We start from the raw sequence: 21,476 nt of genomic DNA on the forward strand, positions 1-21,476 counted from the left end.
CCGTAACGGTCCCCGGGGGGCATCGTCCGACGTGCCCGATCTGCCGACGCGATCGGTCGCGGGTGTGCTCAGGCCGGGTCGGCCAGCAGGTCCCCGAGGGCGCGCAGGTGGTCGGTGGCCCCGCCGAGGGCGAACTCGTTGTGCTTGGCTGCGGTGAAGTAGTTGTGCACGATGTGGTCGCGGTCGATGCCGACGCCGCCGTGGACGTGGACCACGGTGTGGGCGACGCGATGGCCCGCGTCGGCGGCCCAGAACTTGGCGGTGTGCACGGCCTCGGCGGCGGGCAGGCCCTCGGCCAGCCGCCAGGCGGCCTGGGTGACGGCGAGGCGAAGGCCCTGCACGTCGATGTAGGCGTCGGCCAGGCGCTGGGCGACGGCCTGGAAGCTGCCGATGGGCTTGCCGAACTGCTCGCGTTCCCTGGCGTAGCCCGCCACCAGGTCGAGGGCGCGCTCGAGGGTGCCCAGTTGCAGCGCGCTCAGGCCGAACCAGGCGCGGGTGAGCAGCCGCTCGAGCACGGCCGAGCCGTCGGCCGGGGAGCCGACGAGTTCGGCGGGCGCGTCGGTGAACTCGACGATCGCCTCGGCGCTCAGATCGACCACCTGCTGCGGGGTGACACGCACTCCCTCGGCGGCCGGGTCGACCAGGAAGACGGCGGGGGAGCCGCCCGCCTGCGCGGAGACCAGCAGGCGCGCGGCGCGGTCGGCGTAGGGGACGGTGATCTTGGCGCCGTTCAGCCGCCAGCCGTCCGCGCTCTCGGTGGCGGCGGTCGCAGGCGCCTCGGGACGGTAGTTGAACTCCTCGGCCAGGGCGGCGGTGAGGATGTCGGCGCCCGCGCCCGCGCGGCGGGCCAGTTCGCGCTGCTCGGGCGAGCCGGAGCGGGCGAGGGTGTCCGCGCCGACCACGACCGACCACAGGTAGGGCACCGCGGCCACCGCCTTGCCGAGTTCGCGCAGTACGGCGAACTCCTCCAGCGGGCCGAGGCCGTTGCCGCCCGCTTCCTCGGGCAGGGTCGCCGAGAGGATGCCGGTCTCGGCCAGCGCCTGCCACAGCGGCTCGTCGAAGCGGCCGGGGGTGTCCAGCTCGCGCAGCCGGTCGGCGGTCACCAGCTTGGCGCACACCTCGGCGGTGAGTGCGGCGAGATCGAGCTGGCCCTCGGTGGGGGTGAAGTCCATGGTGTTCTTGCCTTTCGGGGCAGCGGGACCGGTCGGGATCAGCGAGCCGAGGCGGGCTGGCGCAGGGCGGTCATGGCGATGATGTCGCGCTGCACCTCGTTGGTGCCGCCGCCGAAGGTGAGAATCAACGCGGCCCGGTGCAGGCGCTCGAGCCTGCCGCGCAGCTGCGTGCCCGCGGAGTCCTGGCGCAGGTAGGCCTGCGGGCCGAGCACTTCCATGAGCAGCCGGTAGGCCTCGGTGGCCAGCTCGGTGCCGTAGACCTTGCAGGTCGAGGCGTCCCACGGCTTGGGCGCGGCCTCGCCGCCCGCGTCGGCGCGGCTGGCGATCTCCCAGTTCAGCAGCTTGAGGTATTCGACCTTGGCGTGCACCTCGGCCAGCTTGACCCGCACCCATTCCTGGTCGATGACCCGCGAGCCGTCGGCGGTCTTCGTCTCACGCGCCCACCGCACGGTCTGGGCGAGGCCGGTCATCAGCGAGCCCGCCGAGGTCAGCGCGACGCGCTCGTGGTTGAGCTGGTTGGTGACCAGCGCCCAGCCGCCGTTCTCCGGGCCGACCAGCGAGCTGACCGGCACCCGCACGTCCTGGTAGTAGGTGGCGCTGGTGTCAGGGCCCGCCATGGTGTGCACCGGGGTCCAGGAGAAGCCCTCGGCGTCGGTGGGCACGATGAGCATGCTGATGCCCTTGTGCTTCTTGGCGTTCGGGTCGGTGCGCACCGCGAGCCAGACGTAGTCGGCGTAGGCGATGAGGCTGGTCCACATCTTCTGGCCGTTGATCACGTAGTCGTCGCCGTCGCGCACGGCGGTGGTGCGCAGCGAGGCCAGGTCGGTGCCCGCGCCCGGCTCGGAATAGCCGATGGAGAAGTGCAGTTCGCCCGCCGCGATCTTCGACAGGAAGAATTTCTTCTGCTCCTCGGTGCCGTAGTGCATGATCGTCGGCGCCACCGAGTTGATGGTCAGGAAGGGCACCGGCGCGCCCGCGATGGCCGCCTCGTCGGTGAAGATGAGCTGGTCCATGATCGAGCGGTCCTGGCCGCCGAACTCCTTGGGCCAGCCCAGCGCGAGCCAGCCGTCGCGGCCCATGTCGCGCACGACCTCGCGGTAGACGTCGCCCTCGCCGTACTCGCCGGTGGTCGAGCTCAGCGCGGCGCGCCGCTCGGGGGTGATCAGCCGGGAGAAGTAGTCGCGCAGTTCGGCGCGGAGCTCCTCTTGCTGCGGCGTGTACGCGATGCGCATGTGTCGACCTCGTTCGTACGGCTGGAGTTGTGTTCGGGTGCGTTGTGCTCGGGTGCGTTGTGCTCGGGTGGTGTCCGGGACCGGAGCGTGTGCTCGGTGGGTGTGTCCGGGACACCGTGCCCGGCGACCGGGGTCCGGTCGGCTGTTGTCCCGTTCGACCGTCTGATCGATAATTGCATATCGACTGAAACATGTTCCAGTATTGCCGGGCAATCCCGCCGATGGGGGTCGCTTCGCGCTCCTCGGCTTGTAGTCTGGCGTCGAAGTCGGGTGTGAAGGAGTAGTCATGAAGGTCAGCGTCGATCTCGACCAGTGCGAGGCCAACGGAATCTGCGTCGGATTCGCCCCCGACGTGTTCGAACTCGATGACGACGACCAGCTGCACATCCTCACCGAGGAGGTGCCCGCCGAGCGCCGCGCCGAGGTCGAGGACGCGGTCGCGCAGTGCCCGAAGGCGGCGTTGAAGCTGCTGTGATCGGTCCTTGTCAGCAGTAAGAACACGTTCTAGAGTCGGCCCGGTGAGCGAATCGAAGACGAGCTTGGCGGGCCGCGTGGCCCTGGTGACCGGTGCGGGCGCGGGACTCGGCAGGGCGGAGGCGCTGGCGCTCGCCCGCGCCGGCGCCTCGGTGGTGATCAACGACCTCACCGAGAACGAGGCCGTGGCGCAGACGCTGGCCGAGATCAGGGCACTCGGCGTCAAGGCGGAATTCGTGGCGGGCAGCATCGCCGAGCGCGCCACCGCCGACGCGCTGATCGAAACGGCCGACCGCTCCTTCGGCAGCGTGGACATCGTGGTCAACAACGCGGGCATCACCCGCGACCGCATGCTGTTCAACATGTCCGACGAGGAATTCGACGCGGTGATCGCGGTGCACCTGCGCGGACACTTCCTGCTGACCCGCAACGCCGCCGCCTACTGGCGGGCCAAGTCCAAGGAGGCGGGCGGCCCGGTCTACGGCAGCCTGATCAACACCTCCTCGGAGGCGGGCCTGCTCGGACCGGAGGGGCAGGCCAACTACGGCGCGGCCAAGGCGGGCATCACCGCCCTGACGCTCTCGGCCGCGCGCGGGCTCGCGCGCTACGGCGTGCGGGCCAACGCCATCGCGCCCCGCGCGCGCACCGCCATGACCGCCGCGGTCTTCAGCGACGCGCCCGCCGACGGCGTCGATCCGCTCTCGCCCGACCATGTCGCGAAGCTGGTCGCCTATCTCGCCTCGCCCGCGGCCGAGCGGGTCAGCGGTCAGTTGTTCGTCGTGTACGGCCCGATGGTCGCGCTGATGGCGGCCCCGCTGGTGGAGCGCCGGTTCGACGCGCCGGGCGAGGCCTGGGAGGCCGAGGATCTGGCCGGCACGCTCAGCGGCTACTTCGCCGAACGTCCCGCCGATCAGACCTTCTCGGCGTCTTCGCTGAAGGACCTCGGCTAGCTCGGCCGCTCGGCGAGCGGGCGGGTCAACGGCCGGACACCGGCAGGTTTCGGTTGGGCCCGCCCCGCGCGTGCCGTGGCGACCGGGGCGCTGTGCGGTGTCACAGTCGGGTGGCGCCCCGGACCCGACCAACTGATCATTTGTCCATTTGTTGATCCGGTGTCCCCGGCTTGATAGACATGTGTGTCCGAGCCGTGTGCCTGCAGTCACAGACGATCTTGGTCAGTGATGCGGGAAACATGGGGGACACATACTGATACTTGTTACAAATATTGCGGATCGACATTCGACAAATTGCAGGTCAAATGTGAGAAAAAGCCACGCAATGTGTTTATGAACATGTTCTAATCATGTCGGCGATGCGGCCACGGCGGTGAGTCGTGCCGTGTGCGCCGCAAGTGCTTCAGTGAGCTAGGAGGATCGCGGATGAACGAGGTCCTTGCCGTTCCGCTCCGGGCCGTCGGCGGGTTCTTCGAACTGTGCTCCGACGTCGCCAGGGCGAGTATCCGCAGGCCCTTCCAAGCGCGTGAGTTCATCGATCAGTCCTGGTTCATCGCCCGGGTTTCCATCGTGCCGACCCTGCTGGTGGCGATTCCGTTCACCGTGCTGGTCAGCTTCACGCTCAATATCCTGCTGCGTGAGATCGGCGCCGCCGACCTCAGCGGCGCGGGCGCCGCCTTCGGCGCGGTGACCCAGGTCGGCCCCATCGTCACGGTGCTCATCGTGGCGGGCGCGGGCGCGACGGCGATCTGCGCCGACCTCGGCGCACGAACCATTCGCGAGGAGATCGACGCCATGCGGGTGCTCGGCATCGACCCGGTCCAGCGCCTGGTCGTGCCACGCGTGCTGGCCTCGATGTTCGTCGCGCTGATGCTCAACAGCCTGGTGTGCACGATCGGCATCGTCGGCGGCTTCCTGTTCTCGGTCTTCCTGCAGGACGTGAACCCCGGCGCCTTCGTCAACGGCATCACCCTGCTGACCCATCTGCCCGAGCTGATCATCTCCGAGGTCAAGGCGGGCCTGTTCGGGCTGATCGCCGGCCTGGTGGCCTGTTATCTCGGCCTGAACGTCAAAGGCGGTCCCAAGAGTGTCGGTGATGCGGTGAACCAGACCGTCGTCTTCGCCTTCATGGCTCTGTTCGTGGTGAACGTGGTGGTCACCGCGGTCGGCATCAAGTTCTCGGTGCGGTGACCCGATGGCCTTCGTGATCGAATCGCGCTTCCCCCGCATGGTGCGGCGGGCGCGCCGGATCTCCGACTCGATGGACACCGCGGGCAAGCACGCGGTGTTCTACGGCAGGGCGATCGCCTCCATCCCGCGGGCCCTGGTGCACTACCGCACCGAGGTGATCCGGCTGATCGCCGAGATCTCCATGGGCACCGGCGCGCTGGCGGTCATCGGCGGCACAGTGGTGATCGTCGGCTTCCTGACACTGTTCTCCGGCGGCACCATCGCCGTGCAGGGCTACAGCTCGCTGGGCAACATCGGCGTCGAAGCGCTGACCGGCTTCTTCTCGGCCTTCCTCAACGTGCGCATCGCGGCCCCGGTGATCTCCGGCATCGGCCTCGCCGCCACCATCGGCGCGGGCTCCACCGCGCAGCTGGGCGCCATGCGGGTGTCGGAGGAGATCGACGCGCTCGAGGTGATGGCCATCCGGCCGGTGCCGTACCTGATCGGCACCAGGGTGCTGGCCGGGATGATCGCGATCGTGCCGCTGTACGCGCTGGCGGTGATCGCCTCGTTCTTCGCCGCGCGCTTCGCCACGGTGGTGATCTACGGGCAGTCGGCGGGCGTCTACGACCACTACTTCTCGACTTTCCTGATCCCCAGCGACATCCTGTGGTCCTTCGCGCAGGCGATCCTGATGGCGATGGCGGTCATGATGATCCACACCTACTACGGCTATTTCGCCGCCGGCGGCCCGGTCGGGGTCGGCGTGGCGGTCGGCAACGCGGTGCGCGCCTCGCTGGTCGCGGTGGTCACGGTGACGCTGCTGATGTCGCTGGCCATCTACGGCACCTCCGGCAACTTCAACCTCTCCGGGTAGACGGGCAGGACATGGCGGGTACGAAGAACTCACAGCAGAGCTGGCTGGACAGCTCGCTCGGTCTGAAAGTGGCCGGCCTGGCGATGGTGCTCGGTCTGGTCGCGGTGGTCGCGGTGGCGCTGACGATGTTCGTCGGCGGCTTCACCTCCACGGCCACCGTGCTGGTGCAGGCGCCGCGCAGCGGCCTTGTGCTCGACCCGGACGCCAAGGTGAAGGTGCGCGGCGTGGAGATCGGCCGGGTCGCCGACGTGCGGCAGGACGAGCAGGGCGCGACGCTGGAGCTGGCGCTCAACCCGGACATGCTGGAGCTGGTGCCCGCGAACGCCACCGTCGACATCCGCTCGACCACGGTGTTCGGCGCGAAATACGTGAATTTCGGTATCCCGGACCAGCCGTCGGCCGAACCGCTGCGCGCGGGCACGACCGTGGTGGCCGACCGGGTGACCGTCGAATTCAACACGCTGTTCCAGCAGCTGTCCGACATCCTGTCCGACATCGAGCCGCAGAAGCTCAACGCCACCCTCGCCGCGCTCGGCCAGGCCCTCAACGGCCGCGGCGAGACGCTCGGGCAGCTGATGACCGACCTGGACACCTATCTGCGCGAGATGAATCCGACCTTGCCGACGCTGCGCGAGGACTTGCGCGTCAGCGCCGAGGTCACCCACCTCTACGCCGACGTCACCGGCGATCTGCTGCGCACCGTGGACAACGCGGTGACCACCGGCGCCACTCTGGTCGACGAGCAGGCGAGCCTGGACGACGTGCTGGCCAATCTGATCGGCCTGGCCGACACCACCGGTTCGGTGCTGCGCGAGAACGAGCAGAACCTCGGCACCGCACTGGAACTGCTCGCCCCCACCACCGCGCTGATCGAGGAATACTCGCCGGGCACCCAGTGCCTGGTCAACGCGGTGGCCGAGCTGATGCCGATCGGTGAGGCGGCCTTCGGCGGCAACCAGCCCGGCGTCGCCATGAACACCAACTTCATCTTCGGCGCCGAGCCCTACAAGTACCCGCAGGACCTGCCCAAGGTGAACGCCACCGGCGGCCCGCGCTGCGAGGGCCTGGTGGACCGGGTGCCGGGCAGCCACACCGACTACGTCGTCACCGACACCAACCAGGGCATGCCCTACGTGCCCTCCATGGAAACGAAATTCAATGGGCCCAAAGTGTTCCAACTGCTGATGAACGGCATGCCGGGGGTGAGCGCGCCGTGAAGAACACCGCCACGACCGTCAAGCTGACCATCTTCACCCTGGTGATGGCGCTGATCTTCGCCGGCCTGGCCGTCGTCTTCAGCCAGGTGCGTTTCGCCAGGCAGGACAGCTATCACGCCGTGTTCACCAGCTCCTCGGGCATCCTGCCCGGCGACAAGGTGCGCATCGCGGGCGTGCCGGTCGGCTCGATCAGCAAGGTGCAGGTGCGCTCGGACGAGCCGGGCCGCGACTACCTGGCCCACATCGAGTTCGACATCGACCGCAAATACCGGCTGCTCACCAGCACCCGCGCCCAGATCAAGTACGAGAACCTGGTCGGCGACCGCTATCTGGAACTGCTGGAGGGACCCGGCAGCGCCGACGAGCTGCGGCCGGGCGGCACCATCCCGGTGTCGCAGACCGCGCCCGCGCTGGATCTGGACATGCTGCTCGGCGGTTTCAAGCCGCTGCTGCGCGGTCTGGACCCCGGGCAGGTCAACGACCTGACCGAGGCGCTGTTGCAGGTGTTCCAGGGACAGGGCGGCACGCTGGTCTCGATGCTCAACAGCGGCGGCTCCTTCGCGCAGACCCTCGGTGAGCGCGACGCCCTGATCGGCAACGTCATCGACAACCTGAACACGGTGCTGGCCACCATCGACGAGCGCGACGAACAGTTCGACACCACCATCGTCGAGTTGCAGCGGCTGGTCAGCGGGCTGGCCGCCGACAGCGACCCGATCGCCTCGGCCATCCCCCGGATCGCGGGCGCCACCGGCGATCTCACCGACCTGCTCGCCCAGGCCCGCCCCGACCTGCGCGCCACCGTCGAGCAGACCGACCGGCTCGCGGGCAACCTGAACGCTGGTGAGGACACCATGGAGTGGGTCATCCAGCAGTTGCCCGACACCTATCGCAAGCTCATCCGCATCGGCTCCTACGGCTCGTTCCTCTCGCTCTACGTCTGTGCCACGAACTTCCTGATCGACGGCCCCGACGGCAAGCCGCTGAAGATCAACATGCCCGGTGGCCAGGACACGGGAAGGTGTGCGGCGGAATGACGGACACCAAGAACGCCGAACGCTCGCCCGCGACGACCATCGGCATCGTCGGCATCGTGGTCGCGGTGTGTATCGCGTTGTCGGCCCTGCAGTTCGACCGGCTGCCGTTCATCCGCTCCGGCGCGAGCTACACCGCCCACTTCGCCGACGCGGGCGGGCTGCTGCCCGGCGACCACGTCCAGGTGGCCGGGGTGCGCTCCGGTCGCGTCGACGACGTGCAGCTGGCGGGCGACCGGGTGCTGGTGAAGTTCACCGTGGACGAGAACATCGTGCTCGGCGACCGCACCACCGCCGCCATCAAGACCAACACCGTGCTCGGGCGCAAGTCGCTCGAGGTGGTGCCCGCGGGCGAGGGCGCGCTGCGCCGCGACGACACCATCCCGCTCGAGCGCACCACCTCGCCGTACTCGCTCAACGACGCGCTCGGCGAGCTGGCCGCCACCGTGGACGGGCTGGACATGGACCGGGTCGACCAGACCCTGGACGCGCTGTCGGTCACCTTCGCCGACACACCCGCGCCGCTGCGCACCGCCCTCGACGGCATCACCCAGCTCTCCCGCACCATCAACAGCCGCGACGAGGCGCTGTCGCAACTGCTGGAGCGGGCACAGAACGTGACGGCCATCCTGTCCGAGCGCAGCCACCAGCTCAACGCGCTGCTGCTGGACGGCAACCAGCTGCTCGGCGAGCTCGACGCCCGCCGCGCCGCGCTCGGCCAGCTCATCGTGCACGTCAACGGCCTGGCCCAGGAACTGCGCGGGCTGGTCGCCGACAACGAGGCCCAGCTGGCGCCCGCGCTGGACAAGCTCAACCAGGTGCTCGACGTGCTCCAGCGCAACCGGCAGAACATCAGCGAGGCGCTCGACGGTCTCGGCCCGTTCGCGGCCGCGCTCGGCGAACAGGTCGGCAACGGGCCATGGTTCAACGCCTACGTCTCCAACGCCACCTCCGTCGGCCTGCAACCGCTCGTCGACGCGCTGGTCTGGCCCGAGCACCTGCCCGACGACCTGCGCAACTTCTTCTTGAACCCGCCGCCCTCGATCGAGCCGGCCGTCCAGGAGCCGCCCCGATGACCACACCCGACACCACCGCCCCCGCCCGGTCCGCGCGCGGGCTGCCGCGCTGGGCGCTGCTCACCGCGGGCGCGCTCGTGCTCGCCCTGCTGGCCGCGCTGCTCTACGTGGGCATCACTTGGATCGGCACCATGCGGATCACCGCCTACTTCCCCTCCACCTCGGGCCTGTACCAGGGCGACGACGTGCGAGTGCTCGGCGTCTCGGTCGGCACCGTCGACTCGGTCGAGCCGGGCGAGGAACAGGTGAAGGTGCGCATGACCGTCGACCGCGGCGTGGACATCCCCGCCGACGCGCGCGCCGTCATCATCTCGCCCTCGCTGGTGACCGCCCGCTTCATCCAGCTCGCCCCCGCCTACACCGGCGGGGAGAAGATGGCCGACGGCGACGAGATCCCGATCGAGCGCACCGCCGTCCCGGTGGAGTGGGACGACATCAAGACCGAGCTGTCCAAGCTGGCCACCGCCCTCGGCCCGGTCGGCGACGACGAGCAGGGCTCCTTCGGTCGCTTCGTCGACACCGCCGCCGACAACCTCGACGGCAACGGCGAGCGCATGCGCGAGACACTGCGGGAACTGTCGGCCACCCTGACCACGCTGTCCGACGGCCGCACCGACCTGTTCGGCACCATCCGCAACCTACAGCAGTTCGTCGAGGTGCTCTCGGCGAGCAACGAGCAGATCGTGCAGTTCGGCGGCAGGCTGGCCTCGGTCTCCTCGGTGCTGGCCGGCGTCTCCGACGAACTCGGCGCAGGCCTGGACAATCTGGACCTCGCCGTCGCCGACGTGCGGCGCTTCCTCGACTCCAGCGGCGCCGAACTGACCGAGGGCACCCAGCGGCTGGCCGAGGTCACCCAGATCCTGGTCGACAAGCGGCCCGAGGTGGAGCGGGTGCTGCACTCCGGCCCCACCGCGCTGGTGAACTTCTACCAGCTCTACAAGCCGGCCCAGGGCAGCTTCACCGGCGCTGTCGCGTTGAACAACACCGCCAGCCCGCTGACCTTCCTGTGCGGCTCGATCCGGGCGCTGGAGGAGAACGACTCCGACCGCTCGGCCGATCTGTGCGCGGCCCAGCTCGCCCCCATCATCGAGTCGCTGGCCTGGAACTACGCGCCGATCATGGTCAACCCGGCCACCGGCGTGCACGCCTTCCCGAACCAGATCGAGTTCTCGCCGCAGAGCCTGGCCGATCAGGTGCCCGAGGAGAAGAAGAACCCGAGGGCGGCCGCCCCGGCGCCCGCGCCGGTCTTCGTGCCCGAGGGCCTGGCCGGATTCGCGATCCCCGGAGGTGGACGATGAGCCGCGCACGCCGCAGCACCGCGGTGCTCGCACTCGGGGTGAGCCTGGCACTGGCCACCACCGGCTGTGAGTGGACCGGGCTGAACTCGTTGCCCATGCCGGGCGCCGAGGGCAAGGGCGAGGGCGCCTACGAGGTGCACATCCAGATGCCCAATGTCACCACGCTGACCCAGAACTCGCCGGTTCGCATCGACGACGTGGACGTGGGTTCGGTGACCGACATCGTGGTGCAGGACTGGCACGCGCTGGTGACGGTCTCGCTCAATCCCGATGTTCGCCTGCCCGCCAACGCGATCGCCCGCATCGGCCAGACCAGCCTGCTCGGTTCCAACCATGTGGAGCTGGCCCCGCCGGAGGACGTGGCGCCGCAGGGGCAGCTGGCGCCGGGCGATGTGATCCCGCTGGACCGCGCGGGCGCCTACCCGACCACCGAGGAGGTGCTGTCCTCGCTGTCGGTGGTGCTCAACGGCGGCGGCATCGCCCAGCTCGAGACCATCACCTCCGAGCTGAACGCGGCGCTGTCCGGCCGCGAGGACGTCATCCGCGACCTGCTGCCGCAGCTCGACGAGCTGACCACCAATCTGGAGCAGCAGACCGGCGACATCATCTCCGCGATGGAGGGCCTCGACCGCCTCGGCGGGCAGCTGGCCGACCAGCGGGCGACCCTCGAGCGCGCGCTCGACGAGATCCACCCGGCGCTGACCGTGCTGGCCGACCGCAGGGAGAACATCACCCGCGCCATCACCGCGCTCGGCGAGCTGAGCGATGTGACCCAGCGGGTGATCGACACCAGCGGGGAGAACCTGAAGGCCAATCTGAACGCGCTGTGGCCCACGTTGCAGCGGCTGGCCGACACCGGCGGCAACCTCGCCGAGTCGCTGAAGATCCTGCTGTCCTTCCCGTTCCCGCTGAAGAACCTGGACAAGGCCATCAAGGGCGACTACCTGAACCTGTTCATGACCGTCGACATGACGGGCGCGCGACTGGACACCAACTGGCTGTCGGGCACCCCGCTCGGCGGTCGCTTCGGCGGTGTCGAGGGCATCGTCGGCAGCTTCGCCCCCAGCCCCGCCACCGACGCGGGTGATCCGGCCACCGGGCCGATCTCCGACCCCGCCGCCCCCGAGACCCCGGCGGAACCCGCCCCGCGCATTCCCGGCCTGCCGCCGATCCCCGGCCTGCCCGCCATACCCGGGCTGACGGTTCCGCTGGAAGGGGGACAGCCGTGAAGCTGACCCGGTTCGTACGCATCCAGCTCGCCATCTTCTCGGTGCTCACGGTGGTCGGCCTGACCGTCATGGCGGGCACCTACGTGCAGCTGCCCGCCATGTTCGGCATCGGCCGCTACCAGGTGACCGTCGAGCTGGCCGCCACCGGCGGGCTCTACGAGCACGCCAACGTCACCTATCGCGGCACCAATGTGGGCCGGGTGAAGCAGGTGCGGCTGACTCCCGAGGGGGTCGAGGCGGAGCTGTCCATCGACACCGACTACGCCATCCCCGCCGAGGTGACCGCCTGGGTGCGCAGCGTCTCGGCGATCGGTGAGCAGTATGTGGACCTGGTGCCGCCGGAGTCGCCCGGCGAGGGGAAACTGCGCGACGGCGCGGTCATCCCGGTCGAGCGCACCCAGCTGCCGCAGGACGTGGGCGCGCTGCTCGACCAGACCGAGCGGCTGCTGGCCAGCGTCGAGGACACCCGGCTGCGGCAGGTGATCGACGAGGCGTTCAAGGCGTTCAACGGCGCGGGCCCGGACCTGCAGCGCTTCATCGACTCGGCCGCGCTGCTGGTGCAGGAGGCCCAGGACAGCAGCGAACCGACCAGGAAGCTGATCGACCAGATCGGCCCGCTGCTGGACACCCAGGTGCGCTCGCAGGACGCCATCCGGTCCTGGACCGCCGACCTGGCCACCCTCACCGACCAGCTCCGCGCGCACGACCCGTCGCTGCGCAACCTGCTGCGCGAGAGTCCGGCGGCGATGGAGCGGGTCACCCGGCAGTTCAACGATCTGCAGCCCACGCTGCCGATCCTGCTGTCCAACCTGGTCAGCGTCGGCCAGGTGACCTCCATCTACCATCCGGGCATCGAGCAGGTGATGGTGATCTACCCGCCGCTGGTGGCGGCGCTGATCACCGCCGTGCGCGGCCCGCTCGACTACGGCGTGATGGTGGACTTCATGAGCGTGGTGCACGACCCGCCCGCCTGCACCACCGGCTTCCTGCCGCCCGAGCAGCGGCGCTCGCCCAGCGAGCTGGACTTCATGCCCACCCCGGACGGCCTGTACTGCAAGATCCCGCAGGACTCGCCGATCGAGGTCCGCGGCATCCGCAACACGCCGTGCATGGAGTTCCCCGGCCGTCGCGCTCCCACCCCGGAGCTGTGCCGCACCGGTTACACCCCGCTCGGCGAGGAACCGCTCTACCTTCCGGTGGAGCCGGTGGCGCCCGCCGCCGACCAGGGGCAGCAGTCCTCGGCCACCGCGCCCGCCGGTTTCGCCACGCCGGCCACGGCCAGGTCCTACGATCCGTCCACAGGTGTCTACATCGGCACCGACGGCCGCACCTACCGGCAGGGAGATGTCGCACCAGGAGGTTCGGCGACGGTCCCGGCGAGCTGGCAGGAGATGCTCGAGGAGCAGCAACGATGAGTGATGTCACCGACGAGGCACGACGCACCCGCCGCAGGGCGGTGCGGACCGCGGGACCGCCCGCCGAGGAGGCCGCCGCCGAGGCGGTGACAGTGAAGGTGGCCGCCGCCCCGGCGGCGGAGACCGAGGCCGCCGAGACCACGATCTCCGATACGACGGCTTCGGCGGCCTCGAAGGACCCGGCGAGCGCGAAGGCTTCGGAGGCCGCGAAGACGGTGCGGTTGACGAAGGCCGCGGAGGCCTCGGAGGCTGCGCAGGTTTCGGAGGCTGCGAAGATTTCGGAGGTTTCGGAGGTCGAATCCGCGAGAACGGAGGACACCCCGGCCGAGGACGAGCCCGCCCGGGCGCGGCGCGGCTGGTCCACGCGCACCGTCGTGCTGGCGGCCGCCGCGGCCGTGCTGGTGGCGGTCATGCTCGCCGGCGCGGTGATCTCGGTGTTCACCGTGCGCTCGCTGGACCAGCGGGCCGAGCGCCGCACCGCCTACGTGCAGACCGCCGAGCAGGCGATCCTGAATCTGACCACCATCGACGCCGACACCGCCCGCGAGGACATCGACCGCATCCTGTCGCTGGCCTCCGGCAAGTTCAGGACCGAGTTCGACGGGCGGGTCGACCCGTTCCTGAGCATCGTGCAGCAGGCCGAGGTGCGCGCCACTGGCGAGATCGTGGAGGCGGCGCTGGAGAGCGAGGGCGAGAACTCCGGTCAGGTGCTCGTCGCGGCCAAGCAGACCCTCACCAACGCAGGCCAGGAGGGGCCGCAGACCCGGCACTACCGGTTCCGGGTCACGGTGTCCGAATCGGAGTCCGGCCTGACGGCCTCGAATGTGGAGTTCGTGCCATGACATTCACCCGAGGCGTGATCGCCGCCTTCGTCGCGGGCGCGCTCGCCCTGTCCTCGGCGCTGGTCGTCGGCTTCGGCGGCTACCGCTACTGGAACGCCGAGCAGGAGAAGCAGGCCCGCGAGCAGGCGCTGGCGGCGGCCAACAAGGCCGTGCCCGCCATGTTCAGCTACGAGTTCACCACCGTGGACACCGAGCTGCCCAAGGCGGCCGAGATGCTCTCGCCCGACTTCCGCACCGACTACCTGAACCTCATCGAGACCGCCATCGCGCCCGGCGCGAAGGAGAAGGAACTCACCGTGCTCGCCACCGCCCAGGCCGGCGGCGTGGTGGAGGCCGACCGCGACAGCGCGGTGGTGATGCTGTTCGTCAACCAGATCACCACCAGCAGGGACAGCCCGCAGGGCACCACCACCGGCAGCAGGTTGCGGGTGGAACTGGGCAAGGACGGCGACCGCTGGCTGGTCGACGCCGTCACGCCCATCTGAGCCCGGCAATCACGCGCGGGATCGGTGCTCGCGCGGAAGTTCCACGGTGAAGCAGGTGCCCTCGCCCGGCGCGCTGCGCACCGACACCCGGCCGCCGTGCGCGGTGACCAGCGCCTGCACGATGGACAGGCCGAGCCCGGAACCGCCGCTGGCGCGGGTGCGCGAGCTGTCGGTGCGGTAGAACCGCTCGAACACCCGCTCGGCCTCCTCCGGTGCCAGACCGGGCCCGGTGTCGGCCACCTCGACCATCACCTCGCCCGGCTCGGGGGTCAGCCGCACCGTCACGTCCGCGTCGGCGGGGGTGTGGGTGAGGGCGTTGGTGAGCAGGTTCGCCATGACCTGCCGCAGCCGGTCGGCGTCGCCCGCCACCTCCAACGTGCCGGTGCCGGACCGCACCTCCAGTTCGACGCGCCTGCGCGGGCCGTCCGGGTCGGCGGCCGCGGCCACCGCGCGCGCGTTGTGCACCGCCTCCCCGGCCACCGTCAGCAGGTCGACGGTGCCCATGGCCAGCGGCCGCTGGGCGTCCAGCCTGGCCAGCATGAGCAGATCCTCCACCAGCAACCCCATCCGCCTGGCCTCGCGCTCGATGCGGTCGAGCACCATCGCCGGGTCGTCGGTCGCGCCCTGCCGGTACAGCTCGGCGAAACCACGGATGGTGGTCAGCGGGGTGCGCAGCTCGTGCCCGGCGTCGGCCACGAACCGTCGCATGGTGGCCTCGGACTCGCGGGCGGCCGCCTCGGAGGCCTCGGTGGCGGCGAAGGCCGACTGGATCTGGGCGAGCATCCCGTTCAGCGACTGGGACAGCCGGTCGACCTCGGTGTTGGTGCCGCGCACCGGCACCCGCCGGAACAGGTCGCCGCGCGCGATCGCCGCCGCGATGTGCTCCACCCGCCGCAGCGGCCGCAGACTGCGCCGGATCACGAAGTAGGCGGCCAGCGCCAGCACGGCCAGCACCGCGAGCCCGACGATCAGTTGCAGCCCGACCAGCCGGGTCACGGTGTCCTCGTTCGGGGTCAGCGGCACCGCGACGGTGGTGGCCGAGTCGCCGGTGATCACCTTCAGCGCGCGCCAGCGCACATCCGCGTCGCCGCGGGAGGGCACCGTGACCGGCGTGCCCGCCGGGAGTTCGGTGAGATCGGGCGTGGCGTCCACGTCGTAGGGGCGCAGCACGAACGAGCCGTGGTCGGCGCCGGCCTCCACCACGATGTAGAACGGGCTCGGCGGGGTGCGCGGGTCGGGCGCGGGCGGGGGAACCAGCGGCCGCGGTCGCGGCGTCGCCACATCGCGCAGCTGCTGGTCGGTGCGACCGAGCAGCGATTTCTCCAGTGCCGAGGTCACCACCGCGCCCGAGATCAGCAGGCCGAGGCCCGCGAAGAGCACCAGCGCCAGCACCAGCGTCACCCGCAGCGGGATGGCGGCCAGCCGATCGCCCGCCCGCTCCCGCAACCGGCGCGGCGGGGCCGGGGCACGACGGACGGTGGTCACCGGTTCGGCGCCCGCATCACGTAGCCCACCCCGCGCAGGGTGTGGATCAGCCGAGGCTCGCCGTTGTCGATCTTCTTGCGCAGATAGGACACGTAGGTCTCCACCACACCGACCTCGCCGCCGAAGTCGTAGCGCCACACGTGGTCGAGGATGCGCGGCTTGGACAGCACCGTGCCCGCGTTGACCATGAAATAGCGCAGCAGGGTGAACTCGGTGGGCGAGAGCGCGACCGGCTCGCCCGCCTTCCACACCTCGTGGGTGTCGTCGTCGAGCTCGATGTCGGCGAAAGTGATCCGCGAACTCGCGCGGGCCCGGGTGTCGTGCCCGGCCCGGCGCAGCACCACCCGCAGCCGGGCCACCACTTCCTCCAGGCTGAACGGCTTGGTGATGTAGTCGTCGGCGCCCAGCGTCAGGCCGGCGACCTTGTCCTGCACGTCGTCGCGGGCGGTCAGGAACAGCACGGGGGCGTCGATGCCGTCGGCGCGCAGCCGGGGCAGCAGGCCGAAGCCGTCCATGCCCGGCATCATGACGTCCACGATCAGCGCGTCCGGCCGGAAGGCGCGGGCCCGGTCCAGCGCCCGCGCGCCGTCGGCGGCCGTCTCCACCTCGAAGCCCTGGAAGCGCAGCGACACCGAGAGCAACTCGACGATCATCGGCTCGTCGTCCACCACCAGAACGCGGGCCTCGGGGCGCGCGGCCGCGGGCGCATCACTCATACCGGACATGATGCGCCCACGGACTCAGGCGTCGCTGCGTGGTTCCTGTGAACTCGCTGGGAACGGAACGTCCCGGCGGGTCAGCGTCGCGGCTGGTCGTCGCCGTACTCGTCGTCGGAGTCCGGTCGGTCGATCAGCGAGCTGCCCGCCACCTGGTCACGGGCCAGCGCCTCCAGGAACGCCCTGGCCCAGCGGTCCACGTCGTGGGCGAGCACCTGCCTGCGCAGCGCGCGCATCTTGCGCCGCTTGGTCTCCCTGTCGTCCTCCAGCGCGGAGACGATGGCGTCCTTCACGCTGTCCAGGTCGTGCGGGTTGCACAGATAGGCCTGGCGCAGCTCGGCGGCGGCGCCGGTGAACTCGCTGAGCACCAGCGCGCCGTTGAGCCCGCTGTGGCAGGCCACGTACTCCTTGGCGACCAGGTTCATGCCGTCGCGCAACGGGGTCACCAACATGACGTCGGCGGCCACGAAGAAGGCGATCAACTCGTCACGGGGGATCGGCCGGTGCAGGTAGTGCACCACCGGGTAGCCGACGCGGGCGAACTCGCCGTTGATCCGGCCCACCTGGCGCTCGATGTCGCCGCGCATCTGCTTGTAGCTCTCGACGCGCTCGCGGCTGGGCGTGGCCAGCTGCAACATGACCGTCTCGCCCGGGTCGATGCGGCCCTCCCTGAGCAGCTCCTCCAGCGCGTTGAGCCGGATGTCGATGCCCTTGGTGTAGTCGAGACGGTCGACGCCGAGCAGGATGTTGGTCGGATTGCCCAGCTCGGCCCTGATCTTGGCGGCGCGTTCCTTGATCGAGCGCCTGCGTGAGTGCTCGTCCAGCTCGGTCGAGGCGATCGAGATCGGGAACGCGCCGACCCGCACGGTGCGGAAACCCACCTGCACCACGCCCAGCTTGGAGCGCACGCCGACCGAACCGCGCGAGGTGGGCTGACCGGCCAGCCTGCGGGCCAGGTAGAGGAAGTTCTGCGCGCCGCCGGGCAGGTGGAAGCCGATCAAATCGGCGCCGAGCAGGCCCTCGATGATCTCGGTCCGCCACGGCATCTGCATGAACAGCTCGACCGGCGGGAACGGGATGTGCAGGAAGAAACCGATGGTCAGATCGGGGCGCAGCATGCGCAACATCTTGGGCACCAGCTGCAACTGGTAGTCCTGCACCCAGACCGTCGCGCCCTCGGCCGCCACCTTCGCGGTCGCCTCCGCGAACCGGCGGTTGACCTGCACGTAGGCGGCCCACCAGGCGCGGTCGTAGATGGGCCGCACGATGACATCGTGGTAGAGCGGCCAGAGCGTGCCGTTGGAGAAACCCTCGTAGTAGTCGGCGACCTCCTTCGCCGACAGCGGCACCGGATGCAGCTCGAGGCCGTCTTCGATGATCGGATCGACGTCGACGTCGGGGACGCCCGCCCAGCCGACCCACGCGCCCTTGTTGTTGCGCAACACCGGCTCGAGCGCGGTGACCAGACCGCCGGGGCTGCGCTTCCATCGGGAGGTGCCGTCGGGCAGTCGTTCCAGATCGACCGGCAGCCGGTTGGCCACGCCGACGAACCCGGATCCACCTTCACGCGGTCGGTCGGGGCCCGGGCCGGGATCGGCGCCTTCGGGTCCGTGGTCGCCGGACCGCGCCGATCCGAGATCGGGATCGGGTCGGGAGTGCTGGGAGTTCTCGGACGGCTGATCGGTCATCTGGTCCACTCACGCATCCTTGTTCTGTTCTCATGTAGCGGCGCCGCGGCCCCTCGCCCGCGCCGCGATCACCTGCCCGGGCGGAGCATGCCCGGTACCAGGCGATTTATTCGGCGCGGCTGTTCGGCCCGATGCCGAGCATCGACAGCAGCATCCGGCACTCGTCGGCGTCGGCGGCGTAGGCCGCGACGACCCGCTGCGCCTGGCGCGCCGTCTCGTCGGCCAGTGGTTCCAGGTCGTCGTCCGCGATATCGTTCGCGCTGCTCTTCGCGGCCATTGGTTCGTGTCCTCCCGATTCGTTACGCTCGAGCGTTTCGAAGTGTCCATGGTAGGCGACACGGGTGTGGCCTATACCGTGGGTGCGCAGCACAATCTGACGAAAGGGTCGACCATGCCGCTGGCCACGGTGAACGGAATCTCGTTGAACTACCAGGTCAAAGGAGACCGTGCGAAGGGCACCGAGGCGAAGGGATCGGCGCCGCTGGTCGTGCTGATCATGGGCACGGGCAGCCCGGGCCGGGTCTGGGAACTGCACCAGGTGCCGGCGCTGCTGGCCGCGGGGTTCCGGGTGTGCACCTTCGACAACCGCGGCATCGCCCCCAGCTTCGAGTCCGCCGACGGCATCACCATCGAGGACCTGGTCGCCGACACCGCGGCCCTGATCGAGTTCCTCGACGAGGGACCCGTTCTGGTCGCGGGCACCTCGATGGGCGCGCGGGTGGCCCAGGAGCTGGCGCTGGCCCGCCCCGACCTGGTGCGCAAGGCCGTGTTCATGGCCGGGCACGCCCGCCTCGACCAGTTCCAGAAGACGCTCTCACTGGGCGAGCACGAGCTCGACGAAGCCGGGGTCACCCTGCCGCCGAAGTACGAGGCCGCGCTGACCGCGGTCATGAACCTCTCGCCCGCCACCCTCGCCGACGCCAACGCCGCCCGCGACTGGCTCGACCTGTTCGAGTTCACCGGCGGGCCGGTCGGCCCCGGCATCCGCGCCCAGCGTCGAATGGATCACGATTTCGACCGGGTGCAGGCCTACAAGGCCATCCGCGTGCCCTGCCTGGCGGTCGGCTTCGCCGACGACCGGATGATCCCGGCCTACCTGACCCGTGAGGTCGCCGAGGTCATCCCCGGCGCCCGCTATCAGGAGGTCCCCGATGCCGGTCATTTCGGGTATCTCGAGCGGCCGGAGACGGTCAACAAGATCCTGCTGGACTTCTTCTCCGAATAACTAGGTCGGCACAGCCAGGTCGGCCCGACCTGAGCCGGCCTGGTGCCGTCGACTCGTGCGCGGCCGCCGACGCGGCGGCCCGCGCCCGAGACGGCACCCGAGGTAATGGTCTTCCCGTAACGTGTCCCTTGCTAGGGTCGACACAACGCTCGGGTAGTCATCCGGCGCGGGGCTCGTCGTGGCACGGGCCACCGTGACGGAGGGGTTCCAGGAGCCTAATCCCGTACAAGCGCCAGTATCCAGTGAGGTGAAATTGAGCACCAACCCCTTCGACGACGAGGACGGCCGCTTCTTCGTCCTGGTCAACGACGAGGAACAGCACTCCCTGTGGCCTGCCTTCGCGGAGGTTCCGGCCGGGTGGCGAGTCGTGTTCGGCGAGGAGAGCCGCGCCGCCTGCGTGGAGTACGTCGAGAAGAACTGGACCGACATGCGTCCCAAGAGCCTGCGCGACGCGATGGCCGCCGACGACGCCGCCAGGCAGGGCAGCCAGTCCTGACCTCGCGGTAGCCGATACTGCGCCGGGGGTTCTCGCTCGACCGTCGCCGCGCGCCACCGATATCCGGTGACGCGCGGCTGCGGAGCGCGGTTATGATGGCCCCCGTCGGAGCGAAAACCGTCGAAAACCGACGTCCGCCTCCTTAGCTCAGTGGTAGAGCACTCGCCTTGTAAGCGAAAGGTCGTCAGTTCAATCCTGACAGGGGGCTCCACTCCAGCGCGGTCACCGCATCGTCGGCAGATCCGGCGGTGCGGTGACCGCCGCACACAGGCCGCCACGCGACCGGCGACGGCGCGCGGGGGCGGCCCGCTGAGAGAGTTCGTCCACACGGGGGAAGCATGCACGGGGGGAACCGATGGCGCTGATTCCCGCGCGGCCTCCCGGTGTCTTCGTCCAGCCGATCGACGACGTGCTCCGCGAACGATGGGAACGGGCGCGCCGATGGCTCGGCTACGCCTTCGTCGCGATCCCCGCCTGCTGCGCGCTGCTCGCCGTCGCGCTGACGGTCCTGCGCGCGTACAGCGGTTCGGACCGGCCCGCGATCGCGGAGGTCGGCGCGGTCGCGGTGGCGGCCGCGCTGGTCACCGCCGTGGTGGGGGCCGCAGGCCTGCTGCTGTTCGGCTCGCGCACCTCGCCCTCGGGCCGGTCGGTGCCGCGCGATCCGCGGTGGTGGATCTGGGCGGCCGGCCTGATCGCGGCGGCACAGGGCGTGGCCGCCGACTCGGTGTCCCGCCAGGCCGCCGCCCCGGATTCCCGGACGGGCGGCGCGCTGTTCCCGCTGCTGCTCGCGCTGGTGCTCGCGGCCTGCTATTGCGCCCACCGGGCGGGCCGGGAGCTGACCGACCCACCGTTACCCGCCCTCGGCGACACCGATCTGGCGGTGCCGGTGCTGCGCGAGTCCGGCCGCAATGTGGCGCTGATGCTGGAGGTGCTGACGCTGACCGTCACCGAGGACCGGGTCGAACTCGCCCACCGCGTCGGCAGGCGCATGGCATCGACCACCGGCGTCGGCCTGGACCGGCTGGTGGCGGTGTGGCCGGGATGGGCCCCGCCCGAGGCGAACGGGGTGTGGAACGCCCGGCCGCCGGGCACCGCGGAGCATCTGCCGCCGGGCACCCCTGCGGTCGTGCTCAGGACCTACGACCAGGACATCTTCCTCGTGGTCGATCGCGTCGACCTGGTCGCGCAGATCATCCACCGGCGGGCGGCGCGACTCGCCGCGCTGCGGTGGCAGCAGCGCTGACCGGTCGTGGAACCGATCGGCGGGCCGCGGCGTCCAACTCTTTCGACGACCCTGCGCAAGCACGCATGAGTTTCCTGAGTCAACCCCTATGCGGCGACCGGTTGGGTTTGGGGTTCGAGCCGGGTGGGGTTGTAGGCGGTTTTGGTGCGCCA

At 70.1% G+C, this 21,476-nt stretch carries 21 protein-coding genes and 1 tRNA gene; 16 read left to right on the forward strand and 6 right to left on the reverse strand.

Annotation, left to right across the window (positions count from 1 at the left end):
* Nucleotides 1–68 precede the first annotated feature (68 nt).
* Nucleotides 69–1,172 (reverse strand): acyl-CoA dehydrogenase family protein, encoded by a 1,104-nt coding sequence (locus QH283_RS19415; protein ID WP_280504411.1) that lies wholly within the window; start codon nt 1,170–1,172, stop codon nt 69–71.
* Between the two features lie 38 nt (nt 1,173–1,210).
* The gene (locus QH283_RS19420; RefSeq protein WP_280504412.1) at nt 1,211–2,404 is read right to left on the reverse strand and encodes an acyl-CoA dehydrogenase family protein; all 1,194 of its coding nucleotides are present in this window, start codon (nt 2,402–2,404) and stop codon (nt 1,211–1,213) included.
* A gap of 286 nt (nt 2,405–2,690) precedes the next feature.
* Here QH283_RS19420 and QH283_RS19425 point away from each other — a divergent pair, with 286 nt between their 5' ends.
* From QH283_RS19425 to QH283_RS19480, 12 genes are all read left to right on the forward strand, one after another.
* A complete protein-coding gene (locus QH283_RS19425; RefSeq protein ID WP_280504413.1) occupies nt 2,691–2,879 on the forward strand; it encodes a ferredoxin in 189 nt (62 codons plus the stop codon).
* A gap of 43 nt (nt 2,880–2,922) precedes the next feature.
* A complete protein-coding gene (locus tag QH283_RS19430; protein ID WP_280504414.1) occupies nt 2,923–3,828 on the forward strand; it encodes a 3-oxoacyl-ACP reductase in 906 nt (301 codons plus the stop codon).
* A 426-nt stretch (nt 3,829–4,254) separates the two neighbouring features.
* Nucleotides 4,255–5,019, forward strand: a complete 765-nt coding sequence (locus QH283_RS19435; protein ID WP_280504415.1) for an MlaE family ABC transporter permease — start codon at nt 4,255–4,257, stop codon at nt 5,017–5,019.
* A 4-nt stretch (nt 5,020–5,023) separates the two neighbouring features.
* The gene (locus QH283_RS19440; RefSeq protein ID WP_280504416.1) at nt 5,024–5,875 is read left to right on the forward strand and encodes an MlaE family ABC transporter permease; all 852 of its coding nucleotides are present in this window, start codon (nt 5,024–5,026) and stop codon (nt 5,873–5,875) included.
* A gap of 11 nt (nt 5,876–5,886) precedes the next feature.
* Complete coding sequence (locus QH283_RS19445) at nt 5,887–7,092, forward strand: MCE family protein (protein WP_280504417.1); 1,206 nt, start codon at nt 5,887–5,889, stop codon at nt 7,090–7,092.
* On the forward strand, nt 7,089–8,129 hold the full coding sequence (locus QH283_RS19450) for an MCE family protein (protein WP_280504418.1): 1,041 nt from the start codon (nt 7,089–7,091) through the stop codon (nt 8,127–8,129). The genes QH283_RS19445 and QH283_RS19450 overlap by 4 nt, the downstream gene beginning before the upstream one ends.
* The gene (locus QH283_RS19455; RefSeq protein ID WP_280504419.1) at nt 8,126–9,202 is read left to right on the forward strand and encodes an MCE family protein; all 1,077 of its coding nucleotides are present in this window, start codon (nt 8,126–8,128) and stop codon (nt 9,200–9,202) included. The genes QH283_RS19450 and QH283_RS19455 overlap by 4 nt, the downstream gene beginning before the upstream one ends.
* Nucleotides 9,199–10,500, forward strand: a complete 1,302-nt coding sequence (locus QH283_RS19460) for an MCE family protein (RefSeq protein ID WP_280504420.1) — start codon at nt 9,199–9,201, stop codon at nt 10,498–10,500. The genes QH283_RS19455 and QH283_RS19460 overlap by 4 nt, the downstream gene beginning before the upstream one ends.
* Nucleotides 10,497–11,729 (forward strand): MCE family protein, encoded by a 1,233-nt coding sequence (locus tag QH283_RS19465; protein WP_280504421.1) that lies wholly within the window; start codon nt 10,497–10,499, stop codon nt 11,727–11,729. The genes QH283_RS19460 and QH283_RS19465 overlap by 4 nt, the downstream gene beginning before the upstream one ends.
* Entirely contained in the window at nt 11,726–13,144 is a 1,419-nt protein-coding gene (locus tag QH283_RS19470; RefSeq protein WP_280504422.1) for an MlaD family protein, read from the forward strand. The genes QH283_RS19465 and QH283_RS19470 overlap by 4 nt, the downstream gene beginning before the upstream one ends.
* Nucleotides 13,141–13,986 (forward strand): hypothetical protein, encoded by an 846-nt coding sequence (locus QH283_RS19475; RefSeq protein WP_280504423.1) that lies wholly within the window; start codon nt 13,141–13,143, stop codon nt 13,984–13,986. The genes QH283_RS19470 and QH283_RS19475 overlap by 4 nt, the downstream gene beginning before the upstream one ends.
* Nucleotides 13,983–14,471 (forward strand): h domain protein, encoded by a 489-nt coding sequence (locus QH283_RS19480; protein WP_280504424.1) that lies wholly within the window; start codon nt 13,983–13,985, stop codon nt 14,469–14,471. The genes QH283_RS19475 and QH283_RS19480 overlap by 4 nt, the downstream gene beginning before the upstream one ends.
* Nucleotides 14,472–14,480: 9 nt before the next feature.
* On the opposite strand, the gene QH283_RS19485 is transcribed toward QH283_RS19480, so the two are convergent.
* From QH283_RS19485 to QH283_RS19500, 4 genes are all read right to left on the reverse strand, one after another.
* A complete protein-coding gene (locus tag QH283_RS19485) occupies nt 14,481–15,884 on the reverse strand; it encodes a HAMP domain-containing sensor histidine kinase (RefSeq protein ID WP_432420753.1) in 1,404 nt (467 codons plus the stop codon).
* A gap of 68 nt (nt 15,885–15,952) precedes the next feature.
* Nucleotides 15,953–16,672: a response regulator transcription factor gene (locus QH283_RS19490; protein ID WP_280504426.1), complete on the reverse strand. Its 720-nt coding sequence runs from the start codon at nt 16,670–16,672 to the stop codon at nt 15,953–15,955.
* Nucleotides 16,673–16,752: 80 nt separating this feature from the next.
* Nucleotides 16,753–18,360 carry an alpha,alpha-trehalose-phosphate synthase (UDP-forming) gene (locus tag QH283_RS19495; RefSeq protein ID WP_432420754.1) on the reverse strand — a complete coding sequence of 536 codons (1,608 nt, stop codon included), beginning with the start codon at nt 18,358–18,360 and terminating at the stop codon, nt 16,753–16,755.
* Between the two features lie 106 nt (nt 18,361–18,466).
* Nucleotides 18,467–18,637 carry a hypothetical protein gene (locus QH283_RS19500; protein WP_280504428.1) on the reverse strand — a complete coding sequence of 57 codons (171 nt, stop codon included), beginning with the start codon at nt 18,635–18,637 and terminating at the stop codon, nt 18,467–18,469.
* Nucleotides 18,638–18,751: 114 nt separating this feature from the next.
* Between QH283_RS19500 and QH283_RS19505 the strand changes: the two genes are divergently transcribed.
* The 4 genes from QH283_RS19505 (at nt 18,752) to QH283_RS19520 (ending at nt 21,324) form a co-directional block, all read left to right on the forward strand.
* Nucleotides 18,752–19,585, forward strand: a complete 834-nt coding sequence (locus QH283_RS19505) for an alpha/beta fold hydrolase (protein ID WP_280504430.1) — start codon at nt 18,752–18,754, stop codon at nt 19,583–19,585.
* Between the two features lie 253 nt (nt 19,586–19,838).
* A complete protein-coding gene (locus QH283_RS19510; protein ID WP_280504431.1) occupies nt 19,839–20,081 on the forward strand; it encodes an MbtH family protein in 243 nt (80 codons plus the stop codon).
* A gap of 136 nt (nt 20,082–20,217) precedes the next feature.
* A tRNA-Thr gene (locus QH283_RS19515) sits at nt 20,218–20,292 on the forward strand.
* A 144-nt stretch (nt 20,293–20,436) separates the two neighbouring features.
* Nucleotides 20,437–21,324, forward strand: a complete 888-nt coding sequence (locus QH283_RS19520) for a hypothetical protein (RefSeq protein WP_280504429.1) — start codon at nt 20,437–20,439, stop codon at nt 21,322–21,324.
* Nucleotides 21,325–21,476 lie beyond the last annotated feature (152 nt).

It is taken from the genome of Nocardia farcinica (assembly GCF_029867845.1).
In the GTDB taxonomy this organism is placed as follows: domain Bacteria; phylum Actinomycetota; class Actinomycetes; order Mycobacteriales; family Mycobacteriaceae; genus Nocardia; species Nocardia farcinica_A.